General features: G+C 66.9%; 12 protein-coding genes and 1 pseudogene. 6 read left to right on the top strand and 7 right to left on the bottom strand.

What is annotated here, in order from left to right:
* From VQ03_RS23465 to VQ03_RS23445, 5 genes are all read left to right on the top strand, one after another.
* On the top strand, positions 1 to 334 hold a 334-nt coding region (locus VQ03_RS23465; RefSeq protein ID WP_048453319.1), incomplete at its 5' end, for a UDP binding domain-containing protein.
* Between the two features lie 797 nt (positions 335 to 1,131).
* A complete protein-coding gene (locus tag VQ03_RS23460; RefSeq protein WP_053078713.1) occupies positions 1,132 to 5,766 on the top strand; it encodes a glycoside hydrolase family 99-like domain-containing protein in 4,635 nt (1,544 codons plus the stop codon).
* A gap of 603 nt (positions 5,767 to 6,369) precedes the next feature.
* Positions 6,370 to 8,760, top strand: coding sequence for a glycosyltransferase family 2 protein (locus tag VQ03_RS31135; protein ID WP_053078712.1), 2,391 nt, complete (start codon positions 6,370 to 6,372; stop codon positions 8,758 to 8,760).
* Positions 8,757 to 10,043: a glycosyltransferase gene (locus tag VQ03_RS23450; RefSeq protein ID WP_167376122.1), complete on the top strand. Its 1,287-nt coding sequence runs from the start codon at positions 8,757 to 8,759 to the stop codon at positions 10,041 to 10,043. Before VQ03_RS31135 ends, VQ03_RS23450 begins: the two co-directional genes overlap by 4 nt.
* Positions 10,044 to 10,097: 54 nt before the next feature.
* On the top strand, positions 10,098 to 11,255 hold the full coding sequence (locus tag VQ03_RS23445) for a polysaccharide pyruvyl transferase family protein (RefSeq protein WP_157064227.1): 1,158 nt from the start codon (positions 10,098 to 10,100) through the stop codon (positions 11,253 to 11,255).
* Positions 11,256 to 11,449: 194 nt separating this feature from the next.
* Here VQ03_RS23445 and VQ03_RS23440 read toward each other — a convergent pair whose 3' ends face one another.
* Positions 11,450 to 11,812, bottom strand: a complete 363-nt coding sequence (locus tag VQ03_RS23440) for a response regulator transcription factor (protein WP_053078710.1) — start codon at positions 11,810 to 11,812, stop codon at positions 11,450 to 11,452.
* A gap of 67 nt (positions 11,813 to 11,879) precedes the next feature.
* On the opposite strand from VQ03_RS23440, the gene VQ03_RS33260 reads away from it, so the two are divergent.
* On the top strand, positions 11,880 to 12,032 hold the full coding sequence (locus VQ03_RS33260) for a hypothetical protein (protein ID WP_157064226.1): 153 nt from the start codon (positions 11,880 to 11,882) through the stop codon (positions 12,030 to 12,032).
* A 114-nt stretch (positions 12,033 to 12,146) separates the two neighbouring features.
* On the opposite strand, the gene VQ03_RS23435 is transcribed toward VQ03_RS33260, so the two are convergent.
* From VQ03_RS23435 to VQ03_RS23415, 6 genes and pseudogenes are all read right to left on the bottom strand, one after another.
* Entirely contained in the window at positions 12,147 to 12,977 is an 831-nt protein-coding gene (locus tag VQ03_RS23435) for a trypsin-like serine peptidase (protein ID WP_048453317.1), read from the bottom strand.
* 142 nt (positions 12,978 to 13,119) lie between these two features.
* Complete coding sequence (locus VQ03_RS23430; RefSeq protein ID WP_048453316.1) at positions 13,120 to 14,010, bottom strand: hypothetical protein; 891 nt, start codon at positions 14,008 to 14,010, stop codon at positions 13,120 to 13,122.
* Entirely contained in the window at positions 14,007 to 14,873 is an 867-nt protein-coding gene (locus VQ03_RS23425) for a hypothetical protein (RefSeq protein ID WP_157064225.1), read from the bottom strand. The genes VQ03_RS23430 and VQ03_RS23425 overlap by 4 nt, the downstream gene beginning before the upstream one ends.
* Before the next feature lie 66 nt (positions 14,874 to 14,939).
* Positions 14,940 to 16,037: a hypothetical protein gene (locus VQ03_RS23420; protein ID WP_048453314.1), complete on the bottom strand. Its 1,098-nt coding sequence runs from the start codon at positions 16,035 to 16,037 to the stop codon at positions 14,940 to 14,942.
* A gap of 106 nt (positions 16,038 to 16,143) precedes the next feature.
* Positions 16,144 to 16,371 carry a hypothetical protein gene (locus VQ03_RS33255; protein WP_157064224.1) on the bottom strand — a complete coding sequence of 76 codons (228 nt, stop codon included), beginning with the start codon at positions 16,369 to 16,371 and terminating at the stop codon, positions 16,144 to 16,146.
* A pseudogene (locus VQ03_RS23415) lies at positions 16,368 to 17,457 on the bottom strand (hypothetical protein); the annotation flags it as partial. The gene VQ03_RS33255 and the pseudogene VQ03_RS23415, both read right to left, overlap by 4 nt.

Below are 17,457 nucleotides of genomic sequence, written 5' to 3'. Positions count from 1 at the left end.
GCCCTCGCTGTCGATCATCGCCGGGCTGCAGGATGCGGGCGCCCGGGTGGTGGCCTACGACCCGGAAGGGGTGGAACAGGCGCAGGCCGTCCTGAGCGGGGTGGACTACGCCGCCGATCCCTATACCTGCGCGCAAGGGGCGCATGCCCTCGTGATCGTGACCGAGTGGGACGCGTTCCGGGCGCTCGACCTCAAGCGCCTGCACGCCGCCATGGCCGAGACGGTGCTCGTCGACCTGCGCAACGTCTATCGACCGGCCGAAGCGCGTCGCCATGGCTTTGCCTATATGGGTGTCGGGCAGCCCGGATCGCGTGCGCCCTCGCCACAGGTGTAAAAGGCCCGCTGGCGACTGTCGGTCCCCGCCCGACGCTCGAGGCCGCACTGGGTCGTCGGGCTTCGGTCTCCGGTCGGGCTCTCAACCCGCGATGCAGCAGGGCCGACAGACCGTGCCGGCCCGCGACCCATTGGGTCATTGCATACCGTTGCGTTAACAACGGCGGCGAAAATGCACGACGATCTGCCGCCGCGTTCGAGCCGTGAGTGACAAATCCGTCACTGGTGGGTGCTAATTCATTTGCCCATCCCCTGGCGGCCCTGATCTCTCCAGGACCGCGTAGCTCTCACGGGCTACTCAGCGTAGATCCCCTGGAACGCGTTATCCCATCATCCCGAGCTGGGGGACACTTTCGCATGTCGCTCACAAGCTGCTATCGACTGCGCCTGTGCCGGGCGAACGTCGCGAGTGCTGTCGACGGCCTCGGCGGCGCGTCCCTCGCGTGAGGGGATGCTGGCTTATGATTGATTGGCGCGAATCTCGCATTGCTCGGAGCGTTCGGAGCGTGAGAGTTCGGAATGACGCGCTGCAACCAATCCGGGTCGGGGGCGCGTCGTCCGGCCCCGCCCGCCGTCCAGGACGATGCCGGCGCCCGGCCGGGCCGGGTGCCCGGGTCGGCGCGGCCGTCTCCGGATGCGGGCCTTCGATGACGCCTGCCATCCGTCTTGCCGCCGCCCCTCATGCGAGGCGCGCGGCCGGGCGCGCGGGTCCTCGCTCATCCTTCCATCCAACCCCATCGATTCCGAGTCTCGCTCATGCCCGACACGTCCAGCGCTAAGGTTGCTCCGACCGGAGAGGTGCCGAAGCGGTATCTTCCGACCGGCTTCTACAGCGACAGCAAGTATGCGGGGGCCCTCGACCGGGTCGACCCGGCGCTCGGGCTGATGGGGTGGGCGATCCAGCTCGACGACGTCGCGCAGCCGGTGCGGGTCGAGGCGCGGTGCGGCAAGCACCTGCTCGCCACCTCGTTCGCGTCGCTGCCTCGTCCTGACATCGACCGCGTCCTCGGAAAGACGACGGAGTGTCTGTTCGTCATCCGGTGGTCCCGCTTCGACAAGGCCCAGCTCGAGCGCCTGATCGCCGAGGGCGACGAGATCGTCGAGGTCTTCATCCCGTCGGCGGGGGCGTACATCGCCACCGTCAGCAACGCCGTCCGCGCCTCGACGATCCGCGAGACCATGGACCGGCATCTCCCGATCCACCTGGACGACGACCTCAACCGTCTCAGCAAGCTGGAAGCCGAGCACGACCGGCAGGTCGAGGCCGCCGCCCCGCCATCCGGACCGGAGGAGAGCCCCGACGCGGTCGTCGCTGCGCCCGAGGTGCAGGAGAGCCCGGCCGTCGAGGCGCCGCCGGCTACGATCCATGACGGCGAGATCGTCGCGATCGACCTGCAACGCGGGATGGTCGGCTGGGCCATCGAAATCGGGGCGCTCCATGCCAGCATCCGCGTCGACGTGATCTGCGGCGATCGGCCGATCGGATGGGCCTTCACCACGCCGATGCCGGCCTATGAGAGCCACGGACCGTCTTCCTATACCTGCGCGGAACTCACCTTCACCCCGGCCCGCTTCGACCGGCAGGCGGTCGACGCCCTGCTCGCCGCCGGGCTCGACGCGGGGACGCCCGTCGCGTTCCGCGCCGGCACCCTCGTCCTGCCAGCTCGCCACGGCCCATCGCCGACCCTGGCCGACATCGCCGCGCTCCTGCGCGAGGGCGACGTGCCGGACCCGGCCTCCCTGGGCGAGCAATTCCAGGTGATCGCCGAGTCGCAGGCCTTCGACCCGATCTGGTACGTCGAGACCTATCCGGATATCGGGCAGGCGCCGATCAATCCGCTGTTCCATTATCTCGTCGCCGGCGAGGCGGAAGGACGACGTCCGAGCTACTATTTCGACCAGAATGTCGTCCGGCAGGCGATGGCGTCGGACATCCCGAGCGGCACGTCCATCCTGTTCACCTATCTGACCGCGCCGGATCTGTACGACACCGCCACAGGGATTCATTTCGACGGCCAGTGGCACAGGGCCGCCTACGAGCTGGCGCGCGATCAGAATCCGCTCGCGCACTTCATGAAGCGCCGGCAATCGACCAATCCGAATGCATATTTCGATGTCAAATATTACGTGACACGTTACCCGGACGTCGCCGGCGTGCCGGACAAGTACGTCCATTTCGCGGAATGGGGTGTGCGGGAGAAGCGTTTCCCGTCGCCGAAGTTCAACCCCATCTTCTACTATCAGACTTATCTGGCCGGACGTCAGTCGGAGAATGCGTTCTATCATTTCCTGACCGTCGGGCGTCATCAGGGGGCGATGCCCGCCCCGACGCAGGATCACCTCACGGGTGCCTCCCAGGTCCGTGTCTTCTCCGATCCCGGTGAGCATTTCGAGGCGGAGCAGGTTCCCCTGCCGGCCGGCATCACCACCGACATCAAGACCTTCGCCTTCTACCTGGCCCAGTTCCACGCGATTCCCGAGAACGACCTGTTCTGGGGGACCGGCTTCACCGAGTGGCGCAACATCGCCCGGGGCCAGCCCCGCTTCGCCGGGCATTACCAGCCGCGGGTGCCGCGGGACCTCGGCTTCTACAACCTGACCGACCCGACGGCGATCCGTCGGCAGGTCGCCGCGGCCCTTGCCGCCGGGATCACGGGTTTCTGCTACTACTTCTACTGGTTCAACGGGCGCCGCGTCCTCGAACGGCCCCTCGACGCCTTCGTGGCCGATCCCGAGCTGCAGATGCCGTTCTGCCTGCTCTGGGCCAACGAGAACTGGACCCGGCGCTGGGACGGGCAGGAGAACGACGTCCTGCTGCGACAGGACTACGACCCGGCGCAGGACGACGACCTCGCCGACTGCCTGGCGGGATACATGCGGTCCAACCGGTATTATCGGATCGGCGGCCGGCCGCTGTTCTTCATCTACCGGCCCGGCATCATCCCGAACGCGCATGATTTCTTCCGGCGGCTGCGCGCGGCCCTGACCGAAAAGCTGGGCGTCGAGCCGATCATCTTCCAGACGCAGGCCTTCGGCGACAACGATCCGCGGGTCTACGGCCTCGATGGGGCGGTGGAGTTCCCGCCGCACAAGCTCGCCAATCATTGCCAGGACTACGCCAAGCAGCAGCATGTCCTCGACTGGAACTTCTCGGGGCAGGTGTTCCGCTACGACGAGTTCGTCAATGCGTCGCTGTCGGAGCCGCCGAGCGAATTCCCGCTGATCAAAACCGTCATCCCGATGTGGGACAACGATGCCCGCAAGCAGGGTGCCGGGCTGTGCGTTCACGGCTCGACCCCGCGCGCCTTCGGCGACTGGTTCTCGAGCTTGTGCGAGCGGGCCCGCAAGAATCCGGTCCTCGGCGAGAAGCTGGTCTTCATCAACGCCTGGAACGAATGGTGCGAGGGGACCTACCTCGAACCTGACGTCCATCACGGCTGGGCCTACCTCAACGAGCTGACGCGGCGGCTCGACGTGGCGGCATCCTCGGATGCCCGGTCCGGTCGGGAGAAGATCGTGCTCGTCGGCCACGACGCCTTCCCGTCTGGTGCGCAGTTCCTGTTGCTCAGCATTGCCAAGCAATTGAAGTTCGGGTTCGGCATCGACATCGTCGTCCTTCTTCTCGGCGACGGCGCGTTGCTCGACCAGTATCGGCAATGCGCCGAGGTGCACGTCCTGGGGACCGAGGACCCGTCGGCGCATCTCATGCGGCTGAAGCGGCGCGGATACGAGCGGGCGCTGGTCAACACCTCGGCGTCGGGCCGGATCGTCCCGTGGCTCAAGCAGCACGACTTCACCATCGTCGCCCTGGTGCACGAGCTACCGTCCCTGATCGCGGCCTATCATCTCCAGGAATCCTGCGAACGCATTGTCGAGCACGCCGACAAGGTCGTTTTCGCGGCCGATTACGTCCGCCAGGGGCTGTCCGAAGTCGTCGGCCGGCCGATCACCAACGGGATCGTTCGCCCACAGGGACTCTACGCCCCCGTCGGCACGGCTGCCGGCGATCGGGACATCAAGCAGGAGCTGGGCCTCAGCCCCGAGACCCGCGTCGTGCTCGGAGTCGGCTACGCCGACCTGCGCAAGGGGATCGACGTCTTCGCCAGCTTCGCGCGCCAGTACCACGAAGCCGGGGAGAACGTCGCCTTCATCTGGGCCGGCGCGCTCGACCCGTCGATCGCGCGGTGGATCGGCGGGGACGTGGTGCGGCGCACCACGCCGAACCTCCACCTGGTCGGCCATCAGAAGGACGTGCGGCCGTACTTCGCCGTCGCCGATGCGCTGTTCCTCTCCTCCCGCGAGGACCCGTTCCCGACCGTGGTGCTGGAGGCGCTCGCAGCAGGTATCGGCGTCATCGGGTTCGAGGCCTGCGGCGGCTTCAACGAGCTGCTCGAGGATGAGCGCCTCGGGTGCTCGATTCCCTTCGGCGACTTCAGGGCGTTCCACGATGCCTTCGCGCGTCTGTCGGGACGCGAGAGCCGCACCTCGCCGCTCGCGGAGATCCGCCGCAACGTCGTGCGCGATCGGTTCGATTGGCGGGATTATTGCTTCGAACTCGTGCAGATGCTCAATCCGGCGGTCCAGAAGCTGTCGGTCGTCGTTCCCAACTACAATTATGCCCACCATCTCGAGCAGAGGCTGTCCAGCATCTTCGAGCAGACCTATCCCATCTACGAGCTCATCGTCCTCGACGATGCGTCGTCGGATAGCAGCCTTGCGGTGATCGAAAAGATCCGGGCAGAGAGCGGTCGTCATATGACGGTGATCGCGAGCAAGACAAATTCCGGCAGCGTCTTCCGCCAGTGGAGAGCCGGACTTCAAGCGGCGCGAGGAGACCTTCTCTGGATCGCCGAGGCCGATGACGCTTCCCTTCCTGTTTTCGCCGAGCGGCTTTGCGCCGCGATCGCGCAGGACAAGCGCTCCGTTCTGGCCTTCTCCGATTCCGGCGCCATCGATCAGGCCGGCGAGATGATGTACGAGAGCTACAAGGGATATTATTCGGAATACGGCGACCATGGTCTCGACAACGATGGCTGCTTCTCGGCGCACGAGTTCCTGAAGCGCTTCCTGTCGGTCCGCAACTGCATCCTCAACGTCAGCGCCGTCGTGTGGCGTGCAGAGGCTCTCCGGCAGGCTTTCGAGCGGTTGGGCGACCGGGCTTTCGCCCTCCGGTGCGGGGGCGACTGGCGGATCTACGTCGAGGCCTGCCGGGAGGGCGGCCGTATTTGCTACGACGCGCAGGCGTTGAACCGTCACCGGCGGCACAGCGCCAGCGTGACGGGTGCGCTGAGCCATCGCGATCACCTCGACGAGATCCGGAGCGTCCACGCCGCCGTCTGCGAGATCTTGAGCGGCGACGAGGCCGTGAGGAGCGACATCATGGCTTACGAACGCAAGCTCGCCGTGATGTGGAACATGGAGGAAACCGTATGATGATTGCCGTCGAGCAGATCTAACTGCGCGAGGCTGCCGTCCGTGCGCGCCGTCCCCACGCCCCGTTGCAGGCACGGGCCTGTCGCGAGAGTGAGGCGGCCCGCACCGTTGCCAAGCCGATCTCGCTTCCGCATCGGTTCGCACGGTCGGAGCGACCATCCGGCACGCGCGCGGGAGGTCGGTTGGCGTATGACGAGGGGGCGCGGCGAAGTGGGCATTGTTGCGTCGCCTTCACCCTGGGCAAGGCGATGCTTGAGCGCCCCTCGGGCTTCCCCGGAATGTCTGTTCGGAGCACGATCGACCCCGCACCTCGCCTGCGAGAGCGACACAGTCGACGCAGCGGGATTGAAGATCCGGAGCGGCACCCGAACGCAGCGCGTTCGGGTGCCGCTCGAGAAGGCACCCGTCGGTTTCACTTGGTAGGTCGGTGCTCGCCTGCGATGCGCGCCGGCCAGCGCTGCACTTGGGATCAAGCGCAACTGTCTTTGCAGGGCGAAGGCGCATCTCCCTCGTGCGGGAGGCTGGAATAAAGCCGCATCCCGCCTCCGCACGACCGCGCCATGGTTCCCCGAAACGATGAGTCGGAAGCCGTCCGAGACGCTCATGACAACCGCCACGCTTCCCACGGTCTTCGGCGACCGGCATGCAGGCTTCGCCGGACTGATCGATCACGCCGACGAACAGGACGGCATCCGCGGCTGGATCCTGCGAATCCACCAGCCCAACCGACCGGTGCAATGGTGTCTCATGGCCGGGGATGACGCGATCCTGTCCGGACTGGCCGATGCGGTCCGGCAGGACATCTCCGCGGCGCTGGGGCGGGAGGCCCGCTGCACGCTCCATATTGCCTGGACGCAACTGACCGCCCGCGCCTTCGGAACGATCGCTCGGCTTCCGCCGAGCGCGAAGCTACGCCTCATCCTCGTCGAGACCGGCGAGGAGGTGCAATGGGCGGTGCCGCGCCCGACCGTCGGGTGGCTCTCGCGCGCCGTCGAGCGCTGCGGTCGGCCTGAAGAAGGGGCCGAGGCGCGCGCGATCCCGTCTGCACCGCCGGGACTGCCCTCGTCCCGGGACTTCGAGTCGCGCGGGCTGGCGGCCGACGGCAGGTCCGCCATCCCCGCTCCGCCGGCCGGCCGCATCACCGACGATGCCGGAGCCGGCTCGGCTTCGGATTTGCGCGCCGTCACTCCGGCCGGCCGGGTCGCGACCACGGTGCCGGCTTCCTACGTGGTCGAGGGGAGGGAAGGCCGTCCCGAGGTCGGGATCGCGTTCGAGCACCTCTTCGTCGTGGACGGGACCCTCTGTGCCGCGGGCTGGATGATCGGGGCCGAGACTGTCGAGTTCCGGATCGGCGAGGATCTCGCGCCGCCAAGCCTGATCGTCGTCCTGGACCGCCCAGACGTGGCCTCGGGATACGGCATCCCGGCGGAGAGAGCGCGTGGATTCGTCGCCGTGTGGCTCGCGCCGCGCCCGCCCGCTATCCTCTTCGCCACGGCCGGAAGCGATCTGCAGGCATCCCTCGGACTGCGCCCGTTCTCGGACGGGGCGGAGCGGCAGGCCACCGATCTGCTGCGGGCCCATCCCGCCTTCGCCGCCGCCGTGCTCCGCGGAGCCCGCGCCCATCCAGCCTGGCTACGTCTCGCCGCCGGGGTGCTGCAGGAGACCCCGGAGGAGTTCAAGGAAGCCCGCGGCTTCATCGAGCAGGCGAAGGCCGTGCCGAATATCGGCGGCATGCTGATCGGCTGGTCATTCCACGTCCCTCCCTGCGAGGTCGTCGTCCTTACCGACGACGGCGTGATGCGGTCGCTCGACGAAGCGAGCCGCTGGACGCGCGACGACATCACCGCGGGGTTCGGCGCCGAGTTCGGCGCGTTCACCTACGATGCGGGTTACCTCGTCGCCTTGCACGCCCCCGTCAGGGCGACCGGCCGCGTCTGCCTGGTCGCGATCGTCGAGACGGGCGCCTACGTCATCGCGCGTGCGGCCTGGGAGACCGCCCCGGCCGATGCGGTCAGCTTCGCGCGCTGGGCGTTCGAGCTGCCAACCCCCGCCTACACGTTCTCGGATCGTCTCGCCGCCCACGACGCGCCGCTGATCGAGCGATTGATCAAGCGCAGGAACGAAGGCCTGCGCTACGCCCGATCCGACGTCCTCGCCTTCGGCCAGCCCAATCCCGACCCGCACTGCTCCCTGATCATCCCGGTCTACGGCCGCTACGATTTCGCGCGCCACCAGCTGCTGTCCTTTGCCGAGGATGCATTCATCCGGTCGAAGTGCGAGATCGTCTACGTTCTCGACGATCCCCGCCTGGCGGATGCTTTCGTCGGTGAGGCCGACGCCTTTGTCCGCCTGTACGACGTGCCGTTCCGCATCGTGGTGGGTAGCGTCAATCGCGGCTTCTCGGGAGCCACCAACCTCGGAGCGCGCCTCGGTGCCGCGCCGCGGCTGCTCTTGCTGAATTCCGACGTGATCCCCTTGGCTGCCGGCTGGCTGGAGCGCATGTGCGAGACGCTCGACGGGTCCGAGACGGTCGGGGCCGTCGGCGCCCGGCTGCTCTATCCGAACGGCAGCCTTCAGCACGAGGGCATGGACTTCGAATGGGAGCCGCAGCTCGACGCCTACGTCAACAAGCATCCCGGCATGGGATACCCGCCCGACCCGGTGGATTGCCGGCCGCGGCGATGCGAGGCCGTGACCGGGGCCTGCCTTCTGATCCGGCGCGCCGAGTTCGAGGCGGTCGGGATGCTCGACGAGGAGTTCCTGATCGGCGACTTCGAGGATTCCGACCTCTGCCTCAAGCTACGCGAGCGAGGGCGCGACATCGTCCTCTTCCGCGATCTCGTGCTCGTCCATCTGGAGCGCCAGAGCCTCAGCCTCACGGGAGAGACGCTGTTTCGGGATCGGGTGGTGCGCTACAACGCCTGGCGGCATCAGCGGCGCTGGGGTGGGCTGATCGCAAGGAACCAAGAATCGGAGCGAGGGAGTCACGCGTGAGAGTGCTCGTCGTGGCGAATGCTCACCCGGACCACAGCGTCGGTGGCGCGGAGATTGCCGCCTACAACCTGTTTCAATTCCTGGCCGCCGCGCCGGCCGTCGAAGCGGCGATGTTCCTCGCCCGCACGGCACTGAAGTCGATCGCACCGGGCAGCATCTCCGCACGTAGGCCCGGCGAGTTTCTCTGGCGGCAAGACATCGGCGACTGGTTTACCTTCAGCTCCGCCTATCCACGGGCGATTTCGGATCAGTTGCGGACCCTGCTCTTCCGGCATAGACCAGACGTCATCTTCGTTCATCATTACCTGCATCTCGGGATCGAGATCCTGAGGGAGTTCCGCAGGACGCTGCCCGACTGCACTATCATCATGACGCTGCATGAATTTGGTGCGATCTGCAACCGGCAGGGACAGATGCTGAAGGCAGATTCCAATCGTCTCTGCTTTTCGGAATCTCCCGAAGATTGTCATCTTTGTTTTCCGGAGCGGAGCGCTGAGGATTTCTGGCTGCGGCGCCTATACATCCAAAAGCATCTTGGCGTGGTTGACAGCTTTGTCGCTCCGTCGCATTTCCTGCGCGAGCGCTACGTGGCGTGGGGCCTCGCGCCGGAGCGCATCGACGTGATCGAGAATGGACAGCCCGGACGGGACGCGCTGGCGCCGCCGCGCCGCAGCCGTTCACGCGGTGAGCGGACCGTGACAGTCGGCTTCTTCGGGCAGATCAATCCCTACAAGGGATTGGACGTGCTGCTCGCGGCCGCCACCGCCCTCGACGCGGCGGTGTGGCGCGGGCTCGTCCTCGAGGTGCACGGCGCCAATCTCGACGAGCAGTCCTCCTCGTTCCGTGTCCGTATCGATGCCCTGCGCGAGCGCCTGCCGGAGACGGCGCGACTCCATTGGGGTGGCCCCTACGAGCGAACCGAACTCGCCGGCCGCATGGCCAGGGTCGATTGCGTTGTGGTTCCGTCGATCTGGTGGGAGAACTCCCCGATGGTCATCCAGGAGGCGTTCGCCTGCGGCAAGCCGGTGATCTGCTCGGGGATCGGCGGCATGGCCGAGAAGGTGCGCGACGGGATCGACGGGTTGCACTTCGAGGTCGGCAACCCGCTCGCCCTGGCCGAGCGGCTCACGCAGCTCGTCGCGGAGCCGGACCTCCTGTCGCGGCTCGCCGAAGGCATCATCGCGCCTCCGACCTATGCCGAAAGCGGTGCGGCCTATATCGCCCTCGCGGACCGCGTCGCGCAGGTCCGCCGGACTGCCACCACAATCGCCGCGCTTGTCTGAGCGCCGCAGCGGCCTGTCGGTGCCTGCTGCGCGGAGCGGAAACGAGACCTGTTGATGCGAGTGGGCCTGATCACGAATCTCCCGGGCTTGGAGGCGTTGAATGCGCAGGGAGCCACGGATGCCCCGCTCGACACGATCTTCGCGGCGCTCGGCGGCAATTCCGGCAACATCGCCTATGTGGCGGGCACGCGACGCATCCTGGCGAACACGATCCTGATCATCGACTGGTCGACGCCCGACGAGGTCGTCAAGGCGGGCTGCGACGCGGTCGTGATCGCCTGCGCCAACCAGCTCGGCGCCCACGCCGATCTGACCGACTGGGCGGTCAAGCTCGAGCGGCTGAATCTTCCGGTGGTCTTGATCGGTCTCGGTGCCCAGGCTGACAGCAAGGACAGTTCCGTCGCGCTGACCCAGGGAACCCGTCGCTTCCTCGACGTCGTGCAGACGTTGCGGCCCAATCCCCGGATACCCAACATCGCGCTCCGGGGAGAGTTCTCGCGCTCGGTGCTCGAGGCCCATGGCGGCCACGGCGTCGCCCTCAGCTGCCCGTCGCTCTTCCTCAACTTCGACCCGACCCTCGGCGCCCAGATCGGCGCGACGGCGCGCCGAAAGGTCGGATGCGGCTTCACCTTCGCGGTCGGCAATCCGTTCCTGACGAGTTCCGTGGCCGCGGAGGTGACGCTCAGTGCGCTCGCCCGGGCGTGCGGCGCGCGATGCGTCGTGCAGCACCCGTGGGAGATGGTGGCGCTCGCCACCGGCAACGCGCATCTCCTGCCGGAGGTCAAGGTCGAGTTCATCCGCGAGCGGATGCTGCCGCGACAGACGACCACCGACTTTCTGGCTTGGGCGCGCGCCTTCTGGGACCTTCACCTCGACATCCCATCGTGGATCGCCGCCATGCGATCGACCGGGCGGGCCGTCGGGGCACGGTACCACGGCGTCGCGCTCGGGGCTCAGGCCGGCATTCCGGCCTGCGTCGTTGCGATCGACGCCCGGACGCTCGAACTGGCCGAGACGGGCTGCATGCCGCATGTCGGCGTCAGGCAGGCCGCCGACCTCGCCGACATTCACGCCGTCGACGACATGTGGACGCCCGAGCACGGCGCCAGGTTCGACGCGCACAGGGCGGATCTCGCCGGCAGACTGTCAGAGTTCCTGTATGCCCAAAACCTGACCCCGAGTGAGAACCTCAAAGCCCTGGCACGCGCGTGAGCACCGATACCGCGGCGCTTTCGAACGGATCTGCGCCATAGGCGCCAGCGTCGCTGCGCCGGGCGCCTTCGCGTCGACGAAGCCGCGATCGTCGGAATCCGCATTCGTGCCAGCCGAGCGGCTTCACCGATCTGGCGGCCTCCACCGTCTCAGCCAGACGCCGTAGGCCCATCGCGACTTCGCGGCGGCACCGATCATCGAGAGGTGACGCGGCTGACCACGCGGGCGGTCATCTCGGCCCGGGTGCGCACGCCGAGCTTGCAGAACACGCGGTTGAGATGGCTCGCGACCGTCCAGATGCTGATGCCCAGCCGGGCGGCGATGCACTTGTTGACCTGTCCTCCCGCCACCAGCATCGCGATCTCGAGCTCGCGCGGTGTCAGCACCGCGAACACGTCGGGTGCGCCGGTCCTGCGATCGTCGTCGGACCGGTCGCTCGCCCGAGCCACGATGGCGTAGTCGTGGCCGTTCACGGTCAGCGCACCGACCGGCCGCTCGGGCGTCACATGCTGGAGGAGCGTGCTGCGAACCACACGGCAGGCGATGCCTTCGACCATGAAGGCCGCATCGCCCTCATCCCTTGTCTCGGGTGAGGGAGGGCGTGCGGCAGGATCCGGGATCGACATGGAAGACATCGCCATAGCCACCTCCCGTCCGCGTCGTCGTTCAGAGCGTGAGCTGCTTGAAAAGATATTCCGAGAGCGCGCGCAAAGCGTCAACCACGTGGCGGCCATGGCGGCAATATCGATGGCCGCCATGACCGGCGCGCTCGAATAAGCGGCACTCTATACCAGGAGTTGAATCTCGTCTAGTCAGAAAAATGGAGCGTTCGCGGGGGTGTAGTCCAAGCAATGACCGTCATCCTTATTCGCTGGCCTGTGTGCAGAGCGATCACGGCAGGCGGATCATGCTTTCCGGGGCGCCGCCGCCCGACTGGATCTTGCGGATCACCCCGATCATCGCCGGCGTCAGGCGCACCCCGCTGTTCAGCGCCCCGAGCGGCGCCAGGGTGGTCTCCCTCTTGCAGCCATAAGGCTTACCCTCCGGGTCGAGCACGCCTGCCGTGTGAACGCCGACGATGCGATGCCGCGAGCCGCCCACGAAGATCGGGCTGCCGCTGTGACCCGGGCAGGTATCCACCGTGTAGAACAGGCGCAGGTTGGTCGCCCGCTTCAAGCGCTCGGCGTGGCGCCACATCGTGCCGACCGGCCGGTCGGACGGATAGCCGGCGACGGAGACGAGGCCGTGCGAGGCGATGCGCTTCACCTCGGCATCGTCGGGAGCATGGAGCGCCATGAAGCGGTCGATGCCGTCGAAGGGCTTGGGAAGAACGATCAATCCCCAGTCGGCGCCGGTCCGGTCGGGTCCGCGCACGAAGGCGCTGGGCGCGTAATAGGCCGTGGCCTCCAGGGAGGCGTAGGGGAGCGTGTCGCGGTCGCGCCGTCCCGGGCAGACCCGGATCGACCGGGGCGCCCGCCGGTGGCGCAGGCTCCAGACGCAGTGACCGGCGGTGAGGACCAGCCGCGGCGCGATCAAGGCGCCGCTGCAGCCGGCACAGCCGCCCGCGCCGAAGTCGCGGCACAGGTAGACGATCGTGTTCCATGGATAGATCGTGGTCCGGATCTCCTGGATGCGGCTGTCGCGCGGGCCCACCAGCGAGGCGTCGCTCGCATCCGCCATGGTGTCGAGGGCGAGCCATGACCGTGTCGGGACGTCCAGCATGTCCTGCCTCCTGCGATGTCCTGCCTCCGCCGGAGCGCGGTGCGGCCGTCCGCCGCTCCGGCGCGACCGTCATCGCGGTCGTGCACCGCACGGAAGCCGGCATCGAACCGGCGACCGGGGACGCCGCCGGAGGCTCGGGTCGTCACACCACGCGGTACTCGATCACGCCGGTCCGTCGCCGTTCCGCTTCCTCCTCTTCTTCCTCGAAGGAGAGCGAGTTCGACCGGATGAGGGCCCGGAGATGATTCTTCGCCGAGAGTTCGGCTGCGTGCTGCAACTGGATCCTGGCATTCAGGTCGTTGCGGTCGATGCCCGGCGGCAGGCGGTAGGTCGCGTATCGAACGCGGATGTTTCCTGACTTGATGTGGCGCTCGACGTGGTCCTGCTGGCGCTGGTTGAGTCCTGCCTTCGTCAGGACTCTCCGCAACTGGTCGAACCGCCCCTGAAGCGCTTCCCGCAGGATGCACGATTCCTTGAAATTTTTTACGGAGAAGCAGTCCTGCCGTTGTCCGCCGAATTCCCGCTGCTTCTTGCCGCCGAAGTGCTGCAACAAGCGGCTGGCCAGGGTCTGCTTCTTGGAATCGGCCCTGATCTCGCCGACGTAAAGCGGCCGATCGACGCCGGGGAGACTCAGCACGTAGATTCGGCCTTCTCCGGTCACGGGCTGATTGTAGTCGTCATGCTTTCCGTCCAGCACTTCTCTGACGGGAACCGACTTCGACAGTCTCATCGGCGCAGAGTGCATGGGCGGAATGAAGCCGGATTTCAGTCCGGCGGATTTCGGGCCGACACGGAAGCGACGCGCCGGGGGGCGGAACCGCGGGACTCTGGAGGGGCCGGGCAGGCGTCTCGGGGTCGCGCCGGGGCCGGCCGCTTCGAGCGCGAGGTCGTCCTGCGCGTGCATGAGCGCCGCGCTGAGGCTCTCGCGCGCCAGCAATTCGATGTCCTGCCCGGCGGCCTCGCTCGCGCAGGCGGTGCAGCCGCATCGGCAGGTCTGCCGCGGACGGCGATGCAGGATGGTCAGATCGGTCATGACACCTCCCACCAGGCGGAGATTGCATCGTCCCAGAGCGACGGGTCGCCCGGCGCCTCCGGTTCGTCGCACACGGCGTCGTAGGCGTAATCGTCGTCGCTGAGCGGCTCCGGCATGGCGAGCGGCGCCCGCGGGACGATGAGGTGAAGGCAGGCGAGCCGGATCGAGCCGGTCGCCAGGAGATCCGTCAGCCCGGCCTGCGCGAAGACGGGGAGCAGCGTCTCGCGCAGGAGCCGCTTCTGACCGAGATCGTCCACGTGGCGGCACGGAATGGCGGCGCGCTCCAGGAACCCGACCAGGTCCGGCGCGGCGCGCCCGGGCGGGATCGTGGTCAGGACGAAGACCCGGCCGGGGCCGAGCGCCGCCGCGAGCGCGAGGGTGTCGCGGGCGCAGTCGGACAGGACGTCGAGATTCCCCGGGATCGCCTCCCGCGAGGGAGGCCGCCGGAGCTCCAGCCCCTGGGCCAGGGCGTCGAGCCGGGCCACGATCGACGGATCGGTGCCGCGCGGCATCACCGAGTCCTCCGCCCGGTCGCAGGGCCAGCAGACCTCCTCGTCGGGCGAGAAGGCCAGGATCGACCGCGCGGCGTTCCACATGCCGGTCGCGGCTTCGAGGCGCTCTGCCGCCGTGGCGCTCGCGCCGAACCCGCCGGCGACGCGCTGGACGAAGGCCTCGTCCTTGAGGATCTCCTCCACGCGGTCCTGGATCAGGGCGATCTGCGCCCGTGCGAGCCACACGCAGGTGGTCCGGGCCAGGCGTCGGACGCCCCACAGGCCCCAGGGCGAGAGCGCGAAGCTCACATCCACCACGCAGGACGGCCGTGGGGCAGCCGGAGTGATCGTCACTGGCGAGGGCATGCTCATGGCGGCTCCCTCCCGTTCTGGTCCTCGTCATGGATGGGGCCGGGACGCAGGCACCGGGACCCCCGTTCAGGCGACGTGAAGGCGTGCGTCGCGATCGGGCAGGCCGACCGCCCAGCGGAGATTCTGGCCGACACCCGGGAACCGCCTGCCCTCGTCGGTCATGCGATAGGCCGCGATCCAGGCTTCCGCATGGGCGCCGGCCCTCTGGGTGTCGATCTGGAACGCGGCGGGATCGCGGTTCGTCGCCAGGTTCGCGTGGGCGGCCCATTGCAGGACCTCGCGGCCGGCCTCGGCCATCTTGGCGCGTTGCGACAGCTCGCGCGCACCACCGACCACGGAGCGGTTCAGGACCTGCTCGACCACGTCCCACTTGTTGTTCGCATCGAACGCCTTCTTGATGTCGGGCATGTCGAACAGCTCGAGCAGCTCCTTCAGGTAGAGCGAGCTCTCGTGGGCGAGGGCCACGATGTTGCCGTAGCTGGCGCGGTCGAGGGCGTAGCGCAGGTCGGTGGCGATGCGGATGATCGTCGCCTGCGTGCCGTAGGGCCGGTTCTCGATGTCCTGGCTGCCGCGGATGACCTCGCCGATCGTGATGTCGCGGTAGTACTGGGCGAGCGCGCTCATGAGGGCGACGAGCTGGTAGTGGAAGTTGACGTTGACGATGGCACCGGCCGGACGCGGGGCGCGGCCGTAATTGAAGACGCGCTTGTAGGCGGCGAGGCGGTCGCGCGGCCCGTAGCGGAGCGGCTGCCACTTCTCGATGAGGTAGAGCTTGCGCGCGCCGGGCCCGCGGTGAACCCGGATCCGGCCTTCGTGGAACATGCGGCGCAGGATGTTGAGGACCCGGAAGACGCCCATCCGCTCGTGCTGGTACAGGAAGTAGAGCTTGGACGTGGCGTCGAGCTGCGTCACGGTCACGGCGTCGTCGAAATCCGCGCGCAATTGCGGGATGTCCCCGACGGCCACGTCCGCCGCTTCGGTGCCGAACCCGATCAGATCGGGAAAGTCCGTCGTGTCGCTCTGCGACGCCCTGTCCTGCAGCCCCTCGAACAGCTGCTCGAGCGCGCTCACGACGGCCCGCCGCTCCTGCGGCGGCAGCCGCTCCACCTCCTGGCTGATGAAGCTTCGGAAGCCCTGCAGGGTGGTGTTCGTTCCGTTGGCCATAGGACGACCTCATGAGAAGCGTGGTCGGAAGTGGCGTACCGGGCAGTCCGAGGCGCAAACGACCCCATTCGGTAATATCGATTCGCTCCCATCGGGGGAAATATCGTTATCGAGGCGGGGGCGACTCGATAAAATCCTTCAGAAGACCTTCGGCGCGATTCGCGTATTTCATCTTGGACTCAGGGCTTGCCGCGTCGCCGCCTTGCTCTTTGACCTGATCGACCGGACCATTGCCCTGCGCAGGGTTGCCCGCTTGAGATGCCGGCTGTTTCTTGTCGTCACCCTGGGTGGCACCCTTGGTAGTTTTATCTTGAGCATTGTCAGGATTAGTCATGGCTTCCTCCCTGTCGAATACGATTGCCCGGGCTGTCCCGATTGCGGCGGCCACCCTCTGGACGAGATTGTCTCCGCAATGATTCCGAGCGACGTGGCTTCGTGGTTAGGGACATCATAAGTGAGGGGCGGAATACGATTAAGATTGATTCCGCCGATCTTGAACACGTAGCATATTATGAGTTCAAGATAGTATTTGTTATCGTATACCAAATTATTTGATGACGCATTATTCGCAATTGAAAAATATCTCGTCGGCAGTGTGCACATGGCAGTAAACCGAGGTGCCATGTCAAGCCAACGATTCTCGGTGCGCCAATACGAGAATATTTCATTCATGTAATCTGATTTTTCATCGTTACTCATGGATATCCTATTTGTTAGCGCATAATTTGTATCGCGCAATGGGTCGAGGAGGTGCCATGCGATCGCTCGAATGATCTCGCCGAGGCCGCGTGATGTCTCCAAGATTCTGCCGATCTGGTCTTCGGGTGCATCGCTCGGGACGGCCGCGAGATTGCTGGCTTCGTCGATGAAAAGATTGAAGACGGTGCAGAGGAGCCCGTAGGCGACCGACCGCCGCTCCGGGTTGCCGCGCCCGTTCTGGTCCGTTCCGGCGACGTAGAGATCGATCGCGCGGTCAATTCCGGCGAGCAATCCGTCGATGAGGATCTGGGCGGCAACCCGCTCCCTCTCGCAGTCGCACCCCATCAGGCAATCGACGTGCTGTGCCAAGTAGCCGCGAAGCTCGACGATCTTCTGCAGGCGGGCGGCGCCCGCGTCGCGGATCCCCGATCCCTGCAAGCCCATCTGGACGATGGCCGCCCGCGAGATGGCGAGCATGCGATGGCCCGAGCTCTGCTGGAAGGTCTCGATGAAGAGGGCGAGCGTATTGACCAGCCGCGAGATGCTCGGCGAAGGACTGCCTTCGTCGATGCTGCTGGCTGCCGCGGCAATGCGCTCGAGCTGGGCGAGCGGAACCGAGGCGGCGGCGCTGAGCACGCGCAGCCCCCGTCCCGTGCCGTTGGCCGCGTGGTCGATCATGTCGTCCAGGATGCGCGCCATGGTGTTCTCGTCGAGATAGGCG

Source organism: Methylobacterium tarhaniae, assembly GCF_001043955.1.
GTDB lineage: Bacteria > Pseudomonadota > Alphaproteobacteria > Rhizobiales > Beijerinckiaceae > Methylobacterium > Methylobacterium tarhaniae.
This window is presented reverse-complemented; position numbering and strand designations above follow the sequence as displayed.